The sequence below is a fragment of the Salinirubellus litoreus genome (genome assembly GCF_037335815.1).
GTDB classification, from domain to species: domain Archaea; phylum Halobacteriota; class Halobacteria; order Halobacteriales; family Haloarculaceae; genus Salinirubellus; species Salinirubellus litoreus.
The window spans coordinates 3007092-3022777 of sequence record NZ_CP147841.1 but is presented as its reverse complement, the minus strand read 5'-3'; the positions used below and the strand labels follow the sequence as shown (position 1 = coordinate 3022777).

The 15686-nt window shown below is 70.2% G+C and carries 20 protein-coding genes, 2 tRNA genes and 1 pseudogene; 19 read left to right on the top strand and 4 right to left on the bottom strand.

What is annotated here, in order from left to right:
• Window positions 1–25 precede the first annotated feature (25 nt).
• Both WDJ58_RS15050 and WDJ58_RS15045 read left to right on the top strand, forming a co-directional pair.
• Entirely contained in the window at window positions 26–1984 is a 1959-nt protein-coding gene (locus WDJ58_RS15050) for a PKD domain-containing protein (RefSeq protein WP_338914085.1), read from the top strand.
• Window positions 1981–3054: a hypothetical protein gene (locus tag WDJ58_RS15045; RefSeq protein WP_338914084.1), complete on the top strand. Its 1074-nt coding sequence runs from the start codon at window positions 1981–1983 to the stop codon at window positions 3052–3054. Before WDJ58_RS15050 ends, WDJ58_RS15045 begins: the two co-directional genes overlap by 4 nt.
• A gap of 69 nt (window positions 3055–3123) precedes the next feature.
• On the opposite strand, the gene moaA is transcribed toward WDJ58_RS15045, so the two are convergent.
• Entirely contained in the window at window positions 3124–4101 is a 978-nt protein-coding gene (gene moaA, locus WDJ58_RS15040) for a GTP 3',8-cyclase MoaA (protein ID WP_338914083.1), read from the bottom strand.
• Window positions 4102–4245: 144 nt separating this feature from the next.
• Between moaA and WDJ58_RS15035 the strand changes: the two genes are divergently transcribed.
• Window positions 4246–5319 (top strand): DUF7351 domain-containing protein, encoded by a 1074-nt coding sequence (locus WDJ58_RS15035; protein ID WP_338914082.1) that lies wholly within the window; start codon window positions 4246–4248, stop codon window positions 5317–5319.
• 75 nt (window positions 5320–5394) lie between these two features.
• Window positions 5395–5748: a nuclear transport factor 2 family protein gene (locus WDJ58_RS15030; protein WP_338914081.1), complete on the top strand. Its 354-nt coding sequence runs from the start codon at window positions 5395–5397 to the stop codon at window positions 5746–5748.
• Between the two features lie 21 nt (window positions 5749–5769).
• On the opposite strand, the gene WDJ58_RS15025 is transcribed toward WDJ58_RS15030, so the two are convergent.
• On the bottom strand, window positions 5770–6513 hold the full coding sequence (locus WDJ58_RS15025) for an archaeal proteasome endopeptidase complex subunit alpha (protein WP_338914080.1): 744 nt from the start codon (window positions 6511–6513) through the stop codon (window positions 5770–5772).
• Window positions 6513–7166 (bottom strand): proteasome subunit beta, encoded by a 654-nt coding sequence (locus tag WDJ58_RS15020; RefSeq protein WP_338914079.1) that lies wholly within the window; start codon window positions 7164–7166, stop codon window positions 6513–6515. The genes WDJ58_RS15025 and WDJ58_RS15020 overlap by 1 nt, the downstream gene beginning before the upstream one ends.
• A gap of 122 nt (window positions 7167–7288) precedes the next feature.
• Between WDJ58_RS15020 and WDJ58_RS15015 the strand changes: the two genes are divergently transcribed.
• Window positions 7289–8341: an Mrp/NBP35 family ATP-binding protein gene (locus WDJ58_RS15015; protein WP_338914078.1), complete on the top strand. Its 1053-nt coding sequence runs from the start codon at window positions 7289–7291 to the stop codon at window positions 8339–8341.
• Window positions 8342–8349: 8 nt separating this feature from the next.
• Window positions 8350–8574: pseudogene (locus WDJ58_RS15010) on the top strand (hypothetical protein); the annotation flags it as partial.
• Window positions 8575–8590: 16 nt separating this feature from the next.
• Here the strand turns inward: WDJ58_RS15010 and WDJ58_RS15005 are convergent.
• Entirely contained in the window at window positions 8591–9019 is a 429-nt protein-coding gene (locus tag WDJ58_RS15005) for a DoxX family membrane protein (protein ID WP_338914076.1), read from the bottom strand.
• Between the two features lie 276 nt (window positions 9020–9295).
• On the opposite strand from WDJ58_RS15005, the gene WDJ58_RS15000 reads away from it, so the two are divergent.
• The 13 genes from WDJ58_RS15000 to rpsB all read left to right on the top strand — a co-directional run bounded on the left by WDJ58_RS15000 (window position 9296) and on the right by rpsB (window position 15569).
• A tRNA-Ser gene (locus WDJ58_RS15000) sits at window positions 9296–9380 on the top strand.
• A 14-nt stretch (window positions 9381–9394) separates the two neighbouring features.
• Window positions 9395–9913: a 30S ribosomal protein S13 gene (locus WDJ58_RS14995; RefSeq protein WP_338914075.1), complete on the top strand. Its 519-nt coding sequence runs from the start codon at window positions 9395–9397 to the stop codon at window positions 9911–9913.
• Window positions 9913–10437 carry a 30S ribosomal protein S4 gene (locus tag WDJ58_RS14990; protein ID WP_338914074.1) on the top strand — a complete coding sequence of 175 codons (525 nt, stop codon included), beginning with the start codon at window positions 9913–9915 and terminating at the stop codon, window positions 10435–10437. The genes WDJ58_RS14995 and WDJ58_RS14990 overlap by 1 nt, the downstream gene beginning before the upstream one ends.
• Window positions 10434–10832 (top strand): 30S ribosomal protein S11, encoded by a 399-nt coding sequence (locus WDJ58_RS14985; protein WP_338914073.1) that lies wholly within the window; start codon window positions 10434–10436, stop codon window positions 10830–10832. Before WDJ58_RS14990 ends, WDJ58_RS14985 begins: the two co-directional genes overlap by 4 nt.
• Before the next feature lies 1 nt (window position 10833).
• On the top strand, window positions 10834–11580 hold the full coding sequence (locus WDJ58_RS14980; RefSeq protein WP_338914072.1) for a DNA-directed RNA polymerase subunit D: 747 nt from the start codon (window positions 10834–10836) through the stop codon (window positions 11578–11580).
• 162 nt (window positions 11581–11742) lie between these two features.
• A tRNA-Leu gene (locus WDJ58_RS14975) sits at window positions 11743–11827 on the top strand.
• A 143-nt stretch (window positions 11828–11970) separates the two neighbouring features.
• The gene (locus WDJ58_RS14970) at window positions 11971–12324 is read left to right on the top strand and encodes a 50S ribosomal protein L18e (protein WP_338914070.1); all 354 of its coding nucleotides are present in this window, start codon (window positions 11971–11973) and stop codon (window positions 12322–12324) included.
• Complete coding sequence (locus tag WDJ58_RS14965) at window positions 12321–12755, top strand: 50S ribosomal protein L13 (protein ID WP_338914069.1); 435 nt, start codon at window positions 12321–12323, stop codon at window positions 12753–12755. Before WDJ58_RS14970 ends, WDJ58_RS14965 begins: the two co-directional genes overlap by 4 nt.
• Complete coding sequence (locus WDJ58_RS14960) at window positions 12749–13147, top strand: 30S ribosomal protein S9 (protein WP_338914068.1); 399 nt, start codon at window positions 12749–12751, stop codon at window positions 13145–13147. Before WDJ58_RS14965 ends, WDJ58_RS14960 begins: the two co-directional genes overlap by 7 nt.
• Window positions 13148–13154: 7 nt before the next feature.
• On the top strand, window positions 13155–13349 hold the full coding sequence (locus tag WDJ58_RS14955) for a DNA-directed RNA polymerase subunit N (protein ID WP_338914067.1): 195 nt from the start codon (window positions 13155–13157) through the stop codon (window positions 13347–13349).
• On the top strand, window positions 13346–13567 hold the full coding sequence (locus WDJ58_RS14950; RefSeq protein ID WP_338914066.1) for a DNA-directed RNA polymerase subunit K: 222 nt from the start codon (window positions 13346–13348) through the stop codon (window positions 13565–13567). The genes WDJ58_RS14955 and WDJ58_RS14950 overlap by 4 nt, the downstream gene beginning before the upstream one ends.
• Window positions 13564–14766: a phosphopyruvate hydratase gene (gene eno, locus WDJ58_RS14945; RefSeq protein ID WP_338914065.1), complete on the top strand. Its 1203-nt coding sequence runs from the start codon at window positions 13564–13566 to the stop codon at window positions 14764–14766. The genes WDJ58_RS14950 and eno overlap by 4 nt, the downstream gene beginning before the upstream one ends.
• Entirely contained in the window at window positions 14763–15569 is an 807-nt protein-coding gene (gene rpsB / locus WDJ58_RS14940; RefSeq protein ID WP_338914064.1) for a 30S ribosomal protein S2, read from the top strand. The genes eno and rpsB overlap by 4 nt, the downstream gene beginning before the upstream one ends.
• Window positions 15570–15686: the final 117 nt, after the last annotated feature.

Sequence of the window (15686 nt, the reverse complement as noted above, 5' to 3'; positions counted from 1 at the left end):
CGAGAACGAAGAAAGCCCGTCCCGAGTGGTGGGGCACTCGACGGGGGTTCGGTGGCGGGGTATCGCGGTCCTCCTCGGCGCGACGGTCCTGTCGGCGCTGCTCGCGGTCGGTCCCGTACACGGGGCCGGCGGGGGCGCGCCGCTGGCCGAGGCCGGACTCGACCAGCAGGTACTGGAGGGCGAGACGGTCAGGCTCGACGCCGCGGGGTCGTACGACCCGGACGGGCGGGTCGTCGCCCACGAGTGGCGGGTACGCACGCCGGACGGATGGGAGGTCACACCGTCCGATCCGCGCGCGGCGCGCAGTTCGTTCCGGGCGGTGGCCGTCGGCCGGTACGAGGTCACCCTGACCGTCACCGACGGCGACGGGAACACCGGGACCGATACGATGTACGTCGTCGTCGAACCCGGCGACGGAGGCGACGGGACGACCGGTCCGGACACGGGCGGTTCGGGCCCCTCGGGATCGACCTCCGGTGGGGGCGGCACGGACACTGGCGGGGGGACGTCCCTGGCCGCCTGTTCGGATACGGCCGGCTCGTCCGGTGGGTGTGTGACCCCCCAGGACGCCGCAGTCCCCGGACCCGCGGTCGGTATCGAGGGGCCGACGGTCGTGGAGGCCGAGCGGAGCTACACCTACACCGCACGGACCAGCGGGCTGACGGGCGAGCGGACCTACGACTGGGAGGGCGGCGACACGGGGCGGAGCCACACGCTCGTGTTCGAGACCGGCGGGGCGTACACCACCCGGGTCGCCGTCGAAGGGGCCCGCGGCCGGTCGGCCGGGGCCGAACTCGAGGTGATCGTCGAACCGGTCGACAACGAGCGCCCGGACGTCGAGATCGTCGATCCGGGATCGATCTCCCCGGGCCAGCGCCTGACGCTCTCGGCCGACGCCGACGACCCCGACGGTCGCGTCGTCTCGACCTCGTGGTCGCCCGGCCGCCGGGTGACGGTGCCGACCGACGGCTCCAGTCGGACCGTCCGGGTGACCGTCACCGACGAGGACGGAGCGTCGGTCACCGACTCCATAACCCTCACCGGCATCGGCTGGAACCGGACGGAGGTCGGCGTCGACACCACGGACGTGACGTGCTACTTCACGAAGGATCGACACCGCGACGGACGGCACCCCTACTCGCCCCGGTGTGTCCGCGAGAACGGTGAGGTGGTCTCGCTGAACGTGGCGGCCTCGCACATCGAGGAGTTCAGGCGGAACGAGAAGATCGACCTCCACTGGCGGCGGACGACCGAGTCCCGCCTGCGGGGGCTCAGGGCGAACGATACGAGCACCGACTACGGCACCGCGGCGGAGTCGCCACACGACGAGGCCGACACCTACGGGTTCAGCGACGACCCCGTCCGGAGCCACACCTCCGCCCGGTGGGCGAGCGTCGACAACGTCGAGGCGTTCACGCTGAACGGCCGGACCGTCGAGGACGACCTCAATGGTGACGGTGCGGTGAACGCCGCCGACTGGGACCAGCGATACCGCACGGAGGGCGACACGGTGAACGTCGATCCGCACGCCGACGCGGCCGAAGCGTTCAAGCACACGATCCCCGGCGACGGCCGTCCCGACGGAGGTGGAGGTGGACTCGCCTCCAAACCGGAGGCGACCGCCCGGACCGTCGAAGGGGCCTTCGCCGGGACGTCGATCGACGCGGAGAACCGGCACGACAGGGTCGCGGAGTACTCCCGTCGCGTATCCGGCGCGGGGGATTCGGATAGTGGCGGGGCGGAGCAGTCGGGCGGATCGGAGACGTCGGATACGGATCGCGGGGGACACGACGACGGTGACACCGACTCCGGCAGTGAGTCGGGGTCGGACCGAGAGGTGAGCGACGTGAACGACAGGGACGACGACAACGACGGCGGCGGGACGCATAGCTCGGGCGGGACCGGAGGGGATAGCGGGGGATCGGACGCCGACGGGCGGTCCCGGCACAGTCCGCAGGGCGGACGCATCGTCGGGCACATATGAGACGCAGGGAGCTGCTCGTCGGTGCGGCCGTCGCGACGCTCGGAGGGTGTAGCACCCGCGGGCACGACGGACGCGACCGAAGCGATGATCGCGCGACACCCACGTCGACCGCTCGGCCGGAAACGATGGCGGCGACCGACACCCCCTCCCCGTCGCTTACCACCGGCGCGGCCGCGGGAGTCGAGGATACCGGGGGCGACGCGACCGGGACGGCTACCGAATCGGCGCGCGAGCACCTCGCGGTCGCGTTCGACGAACTCCGGGAGATGCGGCCGGTCGGCCCGGAGAACATCCACGTCTCGGCGGACCGGTTTCGGGCGTCGGACCACGAGCGCGTCCGCGAGGAACTGTCCGCGGCGACGACCGCGCTCGACCGGATCGGGACGGCGGAGGAGGACACCGAGGCTCGTGGGCTCCGTGCGGCGCTCGACCTCGCCCGCGAGGGGGTAGCGCTCTACGCATCGGTCCGGCGGGCCTTCCGCGCGGAGTGGCGCTTCGAGCGTTACGGCTACGGAGCGGAGTGGGCCGACGCGAGCGAGCGGGCCGACCGCGCGGCGGCGGCCATCGCCGCGTGGGAGGACCACGGGGAGGCGGTCGCAGAGGCGGCCGTCCCGGTCCGGGACGCCGGCGAGGTCTCGATCCCGCGGCTCGTTCCGAGGGCGTGGTATCGCGACGGGACCGTCCTCTCCGGCGTCGCCGGCCCCTGGGCCGACGTCGCGAGGGGGTTCGGTGCGTTCGCCGAGGCCGTCCGTCTCGACGAGGCCGGTATCGACGAGATGGACGCGGGCGAACACGACAGAGCGAGAGAGCAGTTCGGATCGGCCGCCGAGCGGGTGGGAGAGGCCCACCGGCGGCTGGCGCGGGCGAAGGCCGACGGCGCACAGGCGTTCCAGGCCTACGCGCTCCCCATCCGCCGGCGCTGCGGGCCGCTCCGGGAGGCGTACACCACGCAGATAGAGGCGGCGACGGCGGCCGCGCGCGGCGAGAGCAACCGGGCGGACGAACTCTGGACGGGGGCGATGGACCGGATCGTGACCACGGGGATGGAGAACCCGCTCCCGAAGCCGTAGGTCATCGACGTCGTGGAAGGCAGGGTCGGGGGGTGAGAGTGGAGGGTCGAGGCGCGGCGGGACGCGCAATCAGTCGCCGGCGGGGGCGGGTGTCGAGAGGTACTCCTCGTTGACGACCCACTCGCCGTCGTCGTTCTTCACCATGTACTCGCCGTAGTACGGGACGCGGTCGGCGACGGTCTCGCGGAACGCCTCGCGGATCTCGGGCCTGGTCATCTCGCCCATCGGCTTGAGGTCGTCGTTCCGGTTGAGACAGCCCTTCAGGTAGCCCTCGTGGGTCACCCGCACCCGGTGACAGTTGGCGCAGAACTCCGGGTTCTCGACGGGATCGACGATCTCGACCATCCCGCCGTCCACCCAGTACCGGGTGCGGTGGTGCATCTCGCGGTTCTCGATCCGGTCGGCCTGATCGGAGAGCCAGCCGTGGACCCGCTCGATGTCGACGGCCCACTCCGGTCGGCCGGCGAGTTCGGGCATGTACTCGATGAGCTGGAGCTGGAGGCCGTCGTTCTCGGCGACGTGCTCGACCATCTCGGGGACGTACCCCGCGGTGGCCTCGAAGACGACCATGTTGAGCTTCACGGGGTCGAGCCCGGCGTCGACCGCCGCGAGGACGCCCTCGATCACGTCGTCGTAGGCTCCGGACTTGGTGACCTCGCGGAACGCCTCGGGATCGAGCGCGTCCTGCGAGACGTTCACGCGCTCGAGGCCGGCATCGACGAGCGCCTCCGCCCGGCCGGGGAGGAATGTCCCGTTCGTGGTGAGCGAGGTCTCGATGGAGTCCGGCGTACGGCGGATGATCTCCTCCAGGTCGTCCCGGAGCATCGGCTCGCCGCCGGTGAACTTCGCCTTCCGGACGCCGAACTCCTCGCAGACCTCCAGGAACCGGACGACGTCGTCGGTCGACATCTCGTTGTCCCGGGGGTCCATCGGCCCCCGCGTGTCCCCGAGCCCCTCGTTGTGACAGTAGACGCAGTCGAAGTTACACCGGTCGGTCAGGGAGATACGGACCCCGGTGACCTCTCGACCGAACTCGTCCTCCAGCATTACCTGGAAGGAGCCCGCGAAGGGACTTAACCTCGTGGGGGACGGCGGGGGAGATGTAACTTCTAGCGGTTACGTCAGCGTCGTGACGCGGCTGAGGAGGGCTAGGGGCGGGAGGCTTATGCACTCCCATCGGCTAGCGGGACCGTGAACGAAGCCGGCGACGGTTACGTGGGACCCGAGACGGCCAGTGACGCGTTCAAGCCGCTCGGCAACGAGACACGGGTCGCCGTCCTCCGGGCGATGTTCGAGACCGACGAGGGCACCCTCCGGCCGACGACGCGGACGTTCTCGGCGCTGTTCGAGGCCACCGAGGAGTCCACGACGGCGGGATTCGCCTACCACCTTCGACAGCTCGTCGGCCCGTACCTCCGCAAGCGCGACGACGAGACGTACGAACTCACCTACGCGGGCCTGCAGGTCGGCCGCGGGCTCGCCGCCGGGACCTACACCGACAGCGTGGACCGCGAACCCGTGGAACTGGACGAGCCATGCCCGCTCTGTGAGGGGACGGATCTCTCGCTCCGCGTGACCGACAACGTCGCGACGGTCGGCTGCGGGGCCTGCGACCGCGAACTGCTCGCGCTGCCGTTTCCTCCCGGTGGGTTCAGGAGCCACGACGCCGACGCCCTCCCGGAAGCGTTCGACCGGCACCACCGCCACCGCATCGGGCTGATGGCCGACGGGAACTGCCCGGAGTGCGGCGGACGGGTCGAGGGTCGCGTCGACCTGACGGGCGAGGAGGGCGGCGCGGACGACGAGGGCGGGACGGACGACAGCGACACACAGGGGGCACCGCCCCGGGCGCTCGCGAGCCTCGACTGTTCGTCCTGCGGGTACGCGCTCGGCTGTCCCGTGACGCTCACCGCGCTCTCACACCCGGCCGTGGTGTCGTTCTTCCACGACCACGGGGTCGACCTCCGGGAGCGCCCGATCTGGAACGTGGGTCCCGAGTGGCGCGAGCGGGTGGTCTCGACGGACCCGCTCGCCGTCCGCGTCTCGGCCACGCTCGACGACGAGACGCTCGCGCTCTACCTCGGACGGGACCTCTCGGTCGTCCACACGGACCGCGCGGGCGGTGACGACGACGCGTCCGGGACGGTCGAGACGGTACCCATGGCCGACGCGGAAGCCGGCCGGGACGCCGAGCCCGAGACGGCTACGGGGGAGGAGACGGCGACCGGCGACGCCGAGACCGGGCCGGGATCGGCGACGGCCTGAGGCCGGCGGGGTGGTGTCGACAGCGACCCGTCCCCGCCCGGGTATCCTTATGTGAGTCGACGGGAGAGGGGTGGTATGGACACCGAGCGACGGGACGAACTGATAGACGCCTACTTCAGCGCGCTGGACGAGGAGGAGTTCTCGCTGGTCGAGCCGTACCTCGCACCGGGCGTGACGTACAAGTCCGTGGGGATAGAGCCGCTCCACGGGCCCGACGGCGTCCGCCGGTACTTCGAGGAGCTACGCCCGTTCGGGGGAACCGTCCACGACGTGGAGACCCGGATGCACGCCGCGAACGGGTCGGCCGCCGAGGGACGGGTGACCGGCGAGCACGAGGGCGAGTCGATCGACACGGCGTTCTGCGACGTCTTCGAGTTCGACGACGAGGAGGAGCACCTCACCCGGATCGTCGTCTACACCAACGCGTAGGGGCGCGAAGCGAGCGAGGATTCAACTCGCGGCGTCGAGGCCAAGCGCCTCGACCCGCTCGCGAATCGTCCCGACGCTCGTCCGCTCGTACTCGCCGGTCTCGACGGGGACCGTCGCCGCGCTCGTACTCCGGGGATCGAGCCCCCCGTCTCCCGACTCGGCCAGCGCCGAGAGCGCGAGATCGACGCCCTCGTCGAGCGAGAGATCGGCGTCGAACTCGGCTTCGAGGTAGTCGCGTATCTCGCCCGAGTCGCCGCCGATGGCGACCGCCCGCCACTCGTACGGCGTCCCCGAGGGGTCGGTCTCGAATAATCGAGGAGTGCCACCGGGGCCGCCGTCGACGCCGCCCACGAGCAGCGCCGCGCCGTACGGCCGAGCGCCGCCGGTCTGGGTGCGTTCCTGGACGTGATCGGTGACGGTCTTGGTGAGGGTCTCGACGCCGACCGGCTGATCGTAGCGGAGCCGCTCGACCTGCGCCTCGCGCCGGGCGACGTCGACCAGTCGCCGGCCGTCGGCGGCGTGGCCCGCGGTGGCGATGCCGACGTGCGCGTCGGCCTCGTGTATCTTCTCGACGCTCTCGGGGACCTGGAGCGACGAGCGGGTCCGCCCGGCGGCGGCGAGCGCGATCCCCTCGGGGGTTCGGACGCCGACGGTCGGCGAGCCGCGCTTCACGGCCTCGCGGGCGTACTCGACCTGGTACAGTCTCCCGTCCGGCGAGAAGATGGTACTCCCGCGGTCGTAGGCCTGCTGCTGGTTCCCCTGCATCACGCCACCTCCGCCGCGACCGCGTCGGCGTCGTCGTATTCCCGGAGGTCGACCCCCTCGACGGTGATGCGGGCGAGCGCGATCCCGTTGCCCGAGGCGGTGTCGCGCTCGCTGGCCGCGGCGACGGCGTCCGCGGCGAGCGCGGCGGCCGCGTCGGTCCCCATCTCCGGGTCGTACCGACCCTCGACGGCCCCGATGGCGACCTGCGTCCCGGAGCCCGTGGCGGCGTACCGGTCCTCGAGGACGCCGCCGGCGGCGTCGAGCTGGAACAGCCGCGGGCCCTCCTCGTCCGTGCCACCGAGCAGCGGACTCACGGGGAGCCCGCGGAGGGTGTTCCCCGCGGCGGTAGCCAGCGCGTCCATCCCCATGGGCTCGCCCCGCCGGGTCCCGTAGAGCCGCGTCTGCGCTCGCAACTGTCTGGCGTACGCCTGCGCGCCCCCGACGGACCCCGAGAGGGTGATCGCGGCCGTCGGGTGGACCCGTTCGATCTTCACGGTGCGCTTGTTCGAGACGAACCGGCCGCCCAGGCTCGCCCGCCGGTCGGTGGCGAGGATCACTCCCTCCTCGGCGACGACGCCGACCGTCGTCGTACCGGTGCTGTACGTCGGTGCCCCGCCCGCCGCGTCGGCGAGCGGGTCGTGCTGTCCGTTCATCGGCGTCGGGTAGGGCGCTCGGACGAATATATGTTAGCTAAAATATATTTTAGCCGGGGAGCGGGTGCTGGCGAGCGGGCGGGTGTCACAACCCTTTTCGAGTCGCTCGGGCTACCGCGGGCATGGACGAGAACGACGTCGTCGACCTGCTCTCGTCGGTCGAGGACCCGGCTCTGGAGGGAGACATCGTCTCGCTCGGTCTGGTGAACGACGTGGACGTCTCGGGGGGAACCGTGCGCGTCGACCTCGCGCTCGGCGCGCCGTACTCCCCCACCGAGACGGACATCGCCGAGGAGGTCCGTTCGCTCCTGGCCGACGAGGGGCTGGAGGTCGAACTCACCGCGAGCGTCGACCGCGGTCTCCCACCCGAGGAGGACGTCCTCCCGGACGTGAAGAACCTCGTCGCCGTCGCGTCGGGGAAGGGCGGCGTCGGCAAGTCGACGGTGGCGGTGAACCTCGCCGCCGGGCTCTCGCAGATGGGCGCGCGCGTTGGTCTGTTCGACGCCGACATCTACGGGCCGAACGTCCCCCGGATGCTCGCGGCCGATCAGGGACCGACCGTCACCGAGGACGAGCGGATGCGGCCCCCGGTCAAACACGGGATGAAACTCATGAGCATGGCGTTTCTGGTGGGCGAGGACGACCCCGTCATCTGGCGTGGACCGATGGTCCACAAGGTCCTGACGCAGCTCTGGGAGGACGTCGAGTGGGGGGCGCTCGACTACATGGTCGTCGACCTGCCCCCGGGGACGGGCGACACCCAGTTGACGATGCTCCAGTCGGTCCCCATCTCCGGTGCGGTGGTCGTGACGACGCCCCAGGAGGTCGCGGTCGACGACGCCCGGAAGGGCCTCCGGATGTTCGGCAAGCACGACACCCCAGTGTTGGGGATCGTCGAGAACATGTCCGGGTTCCGGTGTCCGAACTGCGGGGAGGAACACGACCTGTTCGGGAAGGGCGGCGGCCGCGATTTCGCCGAGGAGAACCGGATGCCATTTTTGGGTGAGCTCCCGCTCGACCCCAGGGTCAGGGAGGGCGGGGACTCGGGTGCGCCGATCGTCCTGGAGGAGGGCGAGACGGGCGAGGCGTTCCGCGAGTTCGTCCGCGAGACGGCGGACATGCAGGGGATCGTCCACCGGCGTCGGGTGTCCGACGGGGGAGGCGGACGGCGATGAGCGGGGACGACGCGGAGCCGAGCCCGGATCCCGAACGGATGGCGTTCCTCCGCGAGATCGCCGACGAAGTACGGGGGGAGAGCTCGGAGAGCGAGCACGTCGCGGCGTTCCTCTACCGGGTGTCGGACCTCTACGACCCCGACGAGGAGACGACCCCCGAGGACATCTACGTCAGCGTGCGGAACGTCATGCGGATCAAGGAGCGGGGAACCCTGGAGCGCGACCGGGGCTGACTGGGTTTCGACGGCGTTACCGCCCGTCCCGCCGACCGAACCGGAGGAACGCCAGCGCCGCACCGAACAGCGCGGTGTTCTTCAGGAAGTGGGTGGTCTCCTGCTGTTTTCGCTCCTCGTCGTCGAGGTTCCAGAAGTCGTGCATCACGGGCGTGGTGCCGGCGAGGAAGCCGGCGACCGCCGCCGCGGCCAGTGCGGGAACGCGCCAGAGCAGCACCCCGAGGCCCCCGAGCAGGAGCCCCGCGCTCGCGCCGGGGACCGACAGTTCGGGGACCGGTGCCCCCTTCGCCTCGGCGTACTCGGTCCGCTGGTCGAGGCTCCGGAGGTTGTCGATCGCCGTGAACGCGAGGACCCCGCCGAACAGCGCGCGGCCCAGACGGAACAGCGGCGAGGTGACGAACGAGCGACCGCCCGACCTCTCACCGTTCGAGAGTAGTCCAAACATGGCGTCTGCGTTTGACCCGGAAGCCGGTTATCCACGCGGCCTGCAAATGCTCGGGCCCCGGTTCGTCCCGGCTCGCGCCGCGAGGACACGCCCCGATACCGGTCGCAGGAGTGCCCTCTTCGGGGATCCGAGCGACCGTCCGCGCAGGTGAGCGAGACGCTCGCACGCCGGGGCGTATCCGGTGTCCTTAAGTGCGCCGCCGGACTCGTTGCGCCTGCGTTGAATGCAGGGACGCGGCGTCCCGAGTCCGAGAGGGCGACGATACCGAGACCGCGTGTCGTGGTAGCCAAGCCTGGCCCAAGGCGCTGGGTTGCTAACTCAGTGGCGTCAAGCCTCCGGGGTTCGAATCCCCGCCACGACGCTGACACACGAGACATGAGTGCAGAAGAACCAGAGGGAGACGAACAGGAGGAAGAGGAGGACATCCGATACTTCGTCCGTATCGGTCAGACCGACCTCGACGGCACCAAGAGCGTCGAGCGCGCGCTGACCGACATGAACGGGATCGGCCACCGGGCCGCCCGTCTCATCGCCGAGAAGGCCGGCGTGGACCGCCGTGCGGTCTTCGGCAAGCTCGACGACGACACCATCGACGACATCGTCGCGGGCGTCGAGGGGTACGCGGACGACGTACCCGACTGGATGACCAACCACCGCAGCGACTTCTTCACCGGCGAGGTGACCCACGAGACCGGGAACGAACTCGAGATGTCCCGCCGACAGGACATCAACCGGATGCAGATGATCGACTCCTACAAGGGCGTCCGTCACAAGCGCGGACAGAAGGTCCGCGGTCAGCGGACGAAGTCCACGGGTCGCTCCGAGGGGACCATCGGCGTGAACGTCGAGGCGATCAAGGAACAGGCCGAGGAGGACGAGGCGGAGGCTGAGTAATGCCACTTGGAAGCAACACGAAGCTCTACGAGACCCCGAACCACCCCTTCCAGGGCGAACGGATCGCCGCGGAGGGTGATCTGGTCGGGCGGTACGGGCTGAAGAACAAGGAGGAGCTCTGGCGCGCGGAGTCCGAGCTCCGCGACTACCGCCGCGAGGCGCGACGACTGCTCGGGCAGGTCGCGACGGACGAACTCGTCCGACAGGAGACCGAGCAGTTCCTCGCGCGGCTCATCCGGCTGGGCATCCTCGACGAGGGTGATGGCCTGGACAACGTGCTGGGGCTGGACGTGACGGACGTGCTCGAACGGCGGCTCCAGACGGTGGCCTACCGGAAGGGGCTCGCGAACACGACCGCACAGGCCCGCCAGTTCATCGTCCACGGACACGTGACCGTCGACGGCGCGCGGGTCACCCGTCCCTCCTACACGGTCGAGGTGGCCGAGGAGGACAGCCTCGCGTTCGACGAGAACAGCCCGCTCACGGACGAACTCCACCCCGAGCGCGCGGAGGGTCAGCAATGAGCGCCGAGGGGAACGCCCCCGAGGACCGCTGGGGCGTCGCACACGTCCACGCGTCGTTCAACAACACGATCATCACCGTGACGGACCTCACGGGCGCGGAGACCATCGCGAAGTCCTCCGGCGGGACGGTGGTCAAGCAGAACCGGGACGAGGCCTCGCCGTACGCGGCCATGCAGATGGCCGAGACGGTCGCCGAGGAGGTCAAGGCCGCCGGCATCGAGGGCCTGCACGTCCGCGTGCGCGGCCCCGGCGGCAACCAGCAGAAGAACCCCGGGCCGGGCGCACAGGCCACGATCAGGGCGCTCGCCCGCGCCGGCCTGGAGATCGGCCGCATCGAGGACGTCACGCCGATCCCGCACGACGGCACCCGAGCGCCGAAGAACAAGGGGTTCTGAGATGAGCGAGGCGTTCGAGGTTGAGTTCATCGACCGCTCCGACCGGAAGGCCCGGTTCCTCGTCCGCGGGGTCACCCCCGCGTTCGCAAACGGGGTCCGCCGGGCGATCGTCGCGGACGTCCCGACGATCTCGATCGACACGGTCCGGATGATCGAGAACTCCTCGGTGATGTTCGACGAGCAGATCGCCCACCGCCTCGGCCTCGTCCCGCTGACGACCCCCGAGGACGAGCTCCGCGAGGGCGAGTCGATCACCCTCGCGCTCGACGTGACGGGCCCGGAGACGGCCTACTCCGGCGACATCGTCACCTCCGAGCCGATGGTCGAGCCGGCCGACGGGAACATCCCCATTATCGAACTGAAGGACGGCCAGCGCCTCGAACTCGAGGCCGAGGCCGTGGTGGGCCGCGGGAAGGACCACGCCAAACACCAGGGTGGCGTGGCCGTCGGCTACCGCCACCTCCAGCGCGTGGAGGTCGTCGGTGACCGGCCGGAACACGAGGCCGACGAACCGAACATCCTCCGCGGGATCATCGAGGAGGACGGCCAGCTGATACCCACCGACGAGTTCGACAGCGACCTCTCGAAGCGCTACCCCGGCAAGGAGGTCGAGGTCCACGACGTCCCCGACGCGTTCGTCTTCCACGTCGAGACCGACGGGTCGATGGACGTCTCCGACCTCGTCGTCCGGGCCGTGAACACGCTGTACGACCGCGCCGACGAACTGGAGCGGGCCGTCCAGCTGTAGACTGAACTACCGACGCAATGACCACCCGTCACACCCGAACGGAGGCCGACGCCGGCCTCCCGACCGACGCCCGCCCGGCCGCCAGCGACGCCACCCGTCGCCGTGTCGGCGAGTGTCGGATCGAAAGGGGTAAGACGGGCCGAACTGAACGACGGAGTGCACGCAGGGATAGCCAAGTCAGGCCAACGGCGCGGCGTTCAGGGCGCCGTCCCATAGGGGTCCGCAGGTTCAAATCCTGCTCCCTGCATTTCTCGGCTCGACCGCACGGGAGAGCTGTGAAACTGCGCACGGAGAGGTTCGAGCCTCGGGGGACGCGGAGCGTCCCTCGGCGGTTCAAATCCTGCTCCCTGCACTCCGATCCTCTAACTACAACGACACACAGCAACAGCAATGAGTAGCAAGACGAACCCACGTCTCGCCGATCTCGTCGCCGATCTGAAGGCAGCGAGTCGGAACGGCGGCGGTGCCGTGTGGGGTGACGTCGCCGAACGGCTCGAGAAGCCCCGGCGCACCCACGCGGAGGTCAACCTCGGCCGTATCGAGCGGTACGCACGCGAGGACGAGACGGTCGTGGTGCCGGGCAAGGTGCTCGGCTCCGGGGCGCTCCGCAAGGGCGTCACCGTCGCGGCCGTCGACTTCTCCGGCACGGCTCGGCAGAAGGTCGAGGCCGTCGGCGAGGCCATCACGCTAGAACAGGCACTCGAACAGAACCGCGAGGGCTCGGGCGTCCGGGTGATCCGATGAGCGTCGCCGAGTTCGAGGCAGACCTCGTCGTCGACGCCCGCGACTGCATCCTCGGTCGCGTCGCCTCGCAGGTAGCCGAACGCGCGCTCGCCGGCGACCGCGTCGCGGTCGTCAACGCCGAGCGCGCCGTCATCACCGGCAACGAGGACGACGTCATGGCGAAGTTCCGCAAGCGGACGGAGGTCGGCTCCGACCGTGGGCCGTACTACCCCAAGCGACCGGACCGCATCTTCAAGCGGTCGATCCGCGGGATGCTCCCCTACAAGAAGCCACGCGGGCGCGAGGCGTTCGAGAACGTCCGCTGCTACGTCGGCAATCCCTACGACGACGCCGAGGTACTCGAGGGGACGTCGCTGGACCGGCTCTCGAACATCAAGTTCCTCACCCTGGGCGAGGTTAGCGAAGGTCTCGGGGCGAACGTCACATGGTAACCAACACCTCAGGCAAGAAGAAGACGGCCGTCGCCCGCGCCACGGTGCGCGAGGGCGGCGGTCGTGTCCGCATAGACGGCCGTCCGGTCGAGCTCGTCGAGCCCGAACTCGCGCGGCTGAAGATGATGGAGCCGTTCCGCATCGCGCCCGACGAGCTGCGCGAGTCCGTCGACGTCGACGTCACGGTGCAGGGCGGCGGGTTCTCCGGGCAGGCCGACGCCGTCCGGACGGCCATCGCCCGCGGGCTGGTCGAACACACCAACGACGCCGAGCTCCGGGACGCGTTCATGAGCTTCGACCGCTCGCTGCTGGTCAACGACGTCCGGCAGACCGAGTCCAAGAAGTGGGGCGGACCCGGAGCCCGCGCGCGCTACCAGAAGTCCTACCGGTGATCGCGCCATGATGGTACCCGTCCGCTGTTTCACGTGCGGCAACGTGGTCGGCGGCCACTGGGAGGAGTTCAAGACCCGCGCCCGCGAGGGCGAGGAGGACCCCGCCGAGGTACTGGACGAGCTGGGCGTCGAGCGGCACTGCTGTCGACGGATGCTCATCTCACACGAGGACCTCGTCGACGTGGTCTCCCCCTACCAATGAGCGGCGAACAGAACCAGCAGCACAACCGGTACGAGAAGGCCCGCATCATCGGGGCGCGAGCGCTGCAGGTGTCCTACGGCGCGCCGGTGCTGACCGAGACCGGACAGACCGAGCCGATCCTCATCGCCGCCGAGGAGTACGACGCCGGCGTCCTGCCGTTCACCGTCCGCCGGGGGAAGAACCGGACGTCCTCGCGCTCACGGGGTGAGCGCGAGTGACGCTCGTCACCGAGGTCCGCCTGCGGCGGATCCTCGACTCCCGGGGGAACCCCACGGTGGAGGCGGAGGTCAGCACCGAGTCGGGCGGGTTCGGACGCGGGGCCGCCCCCTCGGGCGCTTCTACTGGTGAGTACGAGGCCATCGAACGACCGGCCGGCGAGGCCATCGCCAGGGCCCGCGAACTCGCCGTCCCTCGTCTGGAGGGGCAGGTGTACGCCGGCGACCAGCGAGGCGTCGACGCGGCGCTCCGTGCCGCCGACGGCACCGAGGACTTCTCGGAGATCGGCGCGAACTCCGCGGTCGCCATCAGCATGGCCGCCGCCCGGGCCGGCGCGGACGTGCTCGGCGCGCCCCTCTACCAGCATCTGGGGGGCGCGTTCCGGGGCAACGAGTTCCCCACGCCCCTGGGGAACGTCGTCGGTGGCGGCGAGCACGCGGCCGACGCGACCGACATCCAGGAGTTCCTCGCCGCGCCCGTCGGCGCGCCCTCGGTGACCGAGGCGGTGTTCGCCAACGCGCAGGTCCACGGCGAGGTGGGCGACGTCCTCGCCGACCGCGGGATCGCGGCGGGCAAGGGCGACGAGGGCGCGTGGGCCCCCTCGATCGACGACGCGGAGGCGTTCGAGGTCGTCGAGGAGGCGGTCGAGCGGGTCGAGGACGACGTCGGCTTCGAGATCGGTATCGGGCTCGACGTCGCCGCCGCGGAGCTGTTCGACCCCGACCGCGCCGTCTACGAGTACTCGGACACCGAACGGACGCCCGCCGAACAGATCGACTACGTGGCGGGGCTCGTCGACGACTACGACCTCGTCTACGTGGAGGACCCGCTGGACGAGGACGACTTCGACGGCTTCGCCGAGCTCACCGACCGCGTGGGCGAGGGGACGCTGATCTGTGGCGACGACCTGTTCGTCACGAACGTCGAGCGGCTCGAGCGGGGGATCGACCGGGGTGCCGCGAACAGCATCCTGGTCAAGCCCAACCAGATCGGTACCCTCTCGGAGGCGTTCGACGCCGTCGAGCTCGCGACCGAGCACGGCTACGCGCCCGTCATCTCCCACCGGAGCGGGGAGACGACCGACGACACCATCTCACACCTCGCCGTGGCGACCGCCGCGCCGTTCGTCAAGACGGGCGCGGTCGGCGGCGAGCGAACCGCGAAACTGAACGAACTCATCAGGATCGAGGAATCAGCATGAGCGACAACGAAGAGGGTCTCGACGCGGCCGAACGCGAGGACGTCCCCGAGGACGAGCCCGAGACGGCCGAGGAAGAGGCACCCACAGAGACCGAACCGCCCGCCGAGGCCGAGAAGGCCGAGGCCGAACCCGAAACCGACGCCGCGACCGACGCGGAGCCCGAGGCCGCAGAGCCCGAGGAGGAGCCGGCCGTCCTCGACGAGGACGTCATGCCCGACGAGGAGGTCGACCTCCTCATCCCGGTCGAGGACTACCTCGCCGCCGGGGTCCACATCGGGACCCAGCAGAAGACCAAGGACATGGAGCGGTTCATCCACCGCGTCCGGACCGACGGGCTCTACGTCCTCGACGTCTCGAAGACCGACGAGCGTATCCGCACTGCCGCGTCGTTCCTCGCGAACTACGCGCCCGAGCAGATACTGATCGCCTCCTCGCGCCAGTACGGCCGGTTCCCCGCGGAGAAGTTCGCCGACGCCGTCGGTGCCCGTGCTCGTACTGGGCGGTTCATCCCGGGGACGCTGACGAACCCCAAGTACGACGGCTACATCGAGCCCGACGTGGTGGTCGTCACCGACCCCATCGGCGACTCCCAGGCCGTCAAGGAGGCCATCACCGTGGGCATCCCGGTCATCGCGATGTGTGACTCGAACAACACCACGTCGAACGTCGACCTGGTCGTCCCGACGAACAACAAGGGTCGCAAGGCCCTCTCCGTGGTGTACTGGCTGCTCGCCAACGAGACCCTCGACGCCCGCGGGGCCGAGCCCGGCTACGCGCTCGAGGACTTCGAGACGGAGATCTGAGACGACCCGACCTTCACACGCGTAGCGGTCTCTCGTTTCCGACGATCGCGTACCCTGACGACCCATCCAGCATCGGTAGGGCTGTTTCTCGCGTACCAGCCACGGCCACGGCAAAAG

Excerpts from the sequence above, each read along its gene's own strand:
- WDJ58_RS15045 (WP_338914084.1), top strand. The coding sequence starts at position 1,981 with ATGAGACGCAGGGAGCTGCTCGTCGGTGCGGCCGTCGCGACGCTCGGA.
- moaA (WP_338914083.1), bottom strand. The coding sequence starts at position 4,101 with ATGCTGGAGGACGAGTTCGGTCGAGAGGTCACCGGGGTCCGTATCTCC.
- WDJ58_RS15030 (WP_338914081.1), top strand. The coding sequence starts at position 5,395 with ATGGACACCGAGCGACGGGACGAACTGATAGACGCCTACTTCAGCGCG.
- WDJ58_RS15025 (WP_338914080.1), bottom strand. The coding sequence starts at position 6,513 with ATGCAGGGGAACCAGCAGCAGGCCTACGACCGCGGGAGTACCATCTTC.
- WDJ58_RS15020 (WP_338914079.1), bottom strand. The coding sequence starts at position 7,166 with ATGAACGGACAGCACGACCCGCTCGCCGACGCGGCGGGCGGGGCACCG.
- WDJ58_RS15015 (WP_338914078.1), top strand. The coding sequence starts at position 7,289 with ATGGACGAGAACGACGTCGTCGACCTGCTCTCGTCGGTCGAGGACCCG.
- WDJ58_RS15005 (WP_338914076.1), bottom strand. The coding sequence starts at position 9,019 with ATGTTTGGACTACTCTCGAACGGTGAGAGGTCGGGCGGTCGCTCGTTC.
- WDJ58_RS14995 (WP_338914075.1), top strand. The coding sequence starts at position 9,395 with ATGAGTGCAGAAGAACCAGAGGGAGACGAACAGGAGGAAGAGGAGGAC.
- WDJ58_RS14990 (WP_338914074.1), top strand. The coding sequence starts at position 9,913 with ATGCCACTTGGAAGCAACACGAAGCTCTACGAGACCCCGAACCACCCC.
- WDJ58_RS14985 (WP_338914073.1), top strand. The coding sequence starts at position 10,434 with ATGAGCGCCGAGGGGAACGCCCCCGAGGACCGCTGGGGCGTCGCACAC.
- WDJ58_RS14980 (WP_338914072.1), top strand. The coding sequence starts at position 10,834 with ATGAGCGAGGCGTTCGAGGTTGAGTTCATCGACCGCTCCGACCGGAAG.
- WDJ58_RS14970 (WP_338914070.1), top strand. The coding sequence starts at position 11,971 with ATGAGTAGCAAGACGAACCCACGTCTCGCCGATCTCGTCGCCGATCTG.
- WDJ58_RS14965 (WP_338914069.1), top strand. The coding sequence starts at position 12,321 with ATGAGCGTCGCCGAGTTCGAGGCAGACCTCGTCGTCGACGCCCGCGAC.
- WDJ58_RS14960 (WP_338914068.1), top strand. The coding sequence starts at position 12,749 with ATGGTAACCAACACCTCAGGCAAGAAGAAGACGGCCGTCGCCCGCGCC.
- WDJ58_RS14955 (WP_338914067.1), top strand. The coding sequence starts at position 13,155 with ATGATGGTACCCGTCCGCTGTTTCACGTGCGGCAACGTGGTCGGCGGC.
- WDJ58_RS14950 (WP_338914066.1), top strand. The coding sequence starts at position 13,346 with ATGAGCGGCGAACAGAACCAGCAGCACAACCGGTACGAGAAGGCCCGC.
- rpsB (WP_338914064.1), top strand. The coding sequence starts at position 14,763 with ATGAGCGACAACGAAGAGGGTCTCGACGCGGCCGAACGCGAGGACGTC.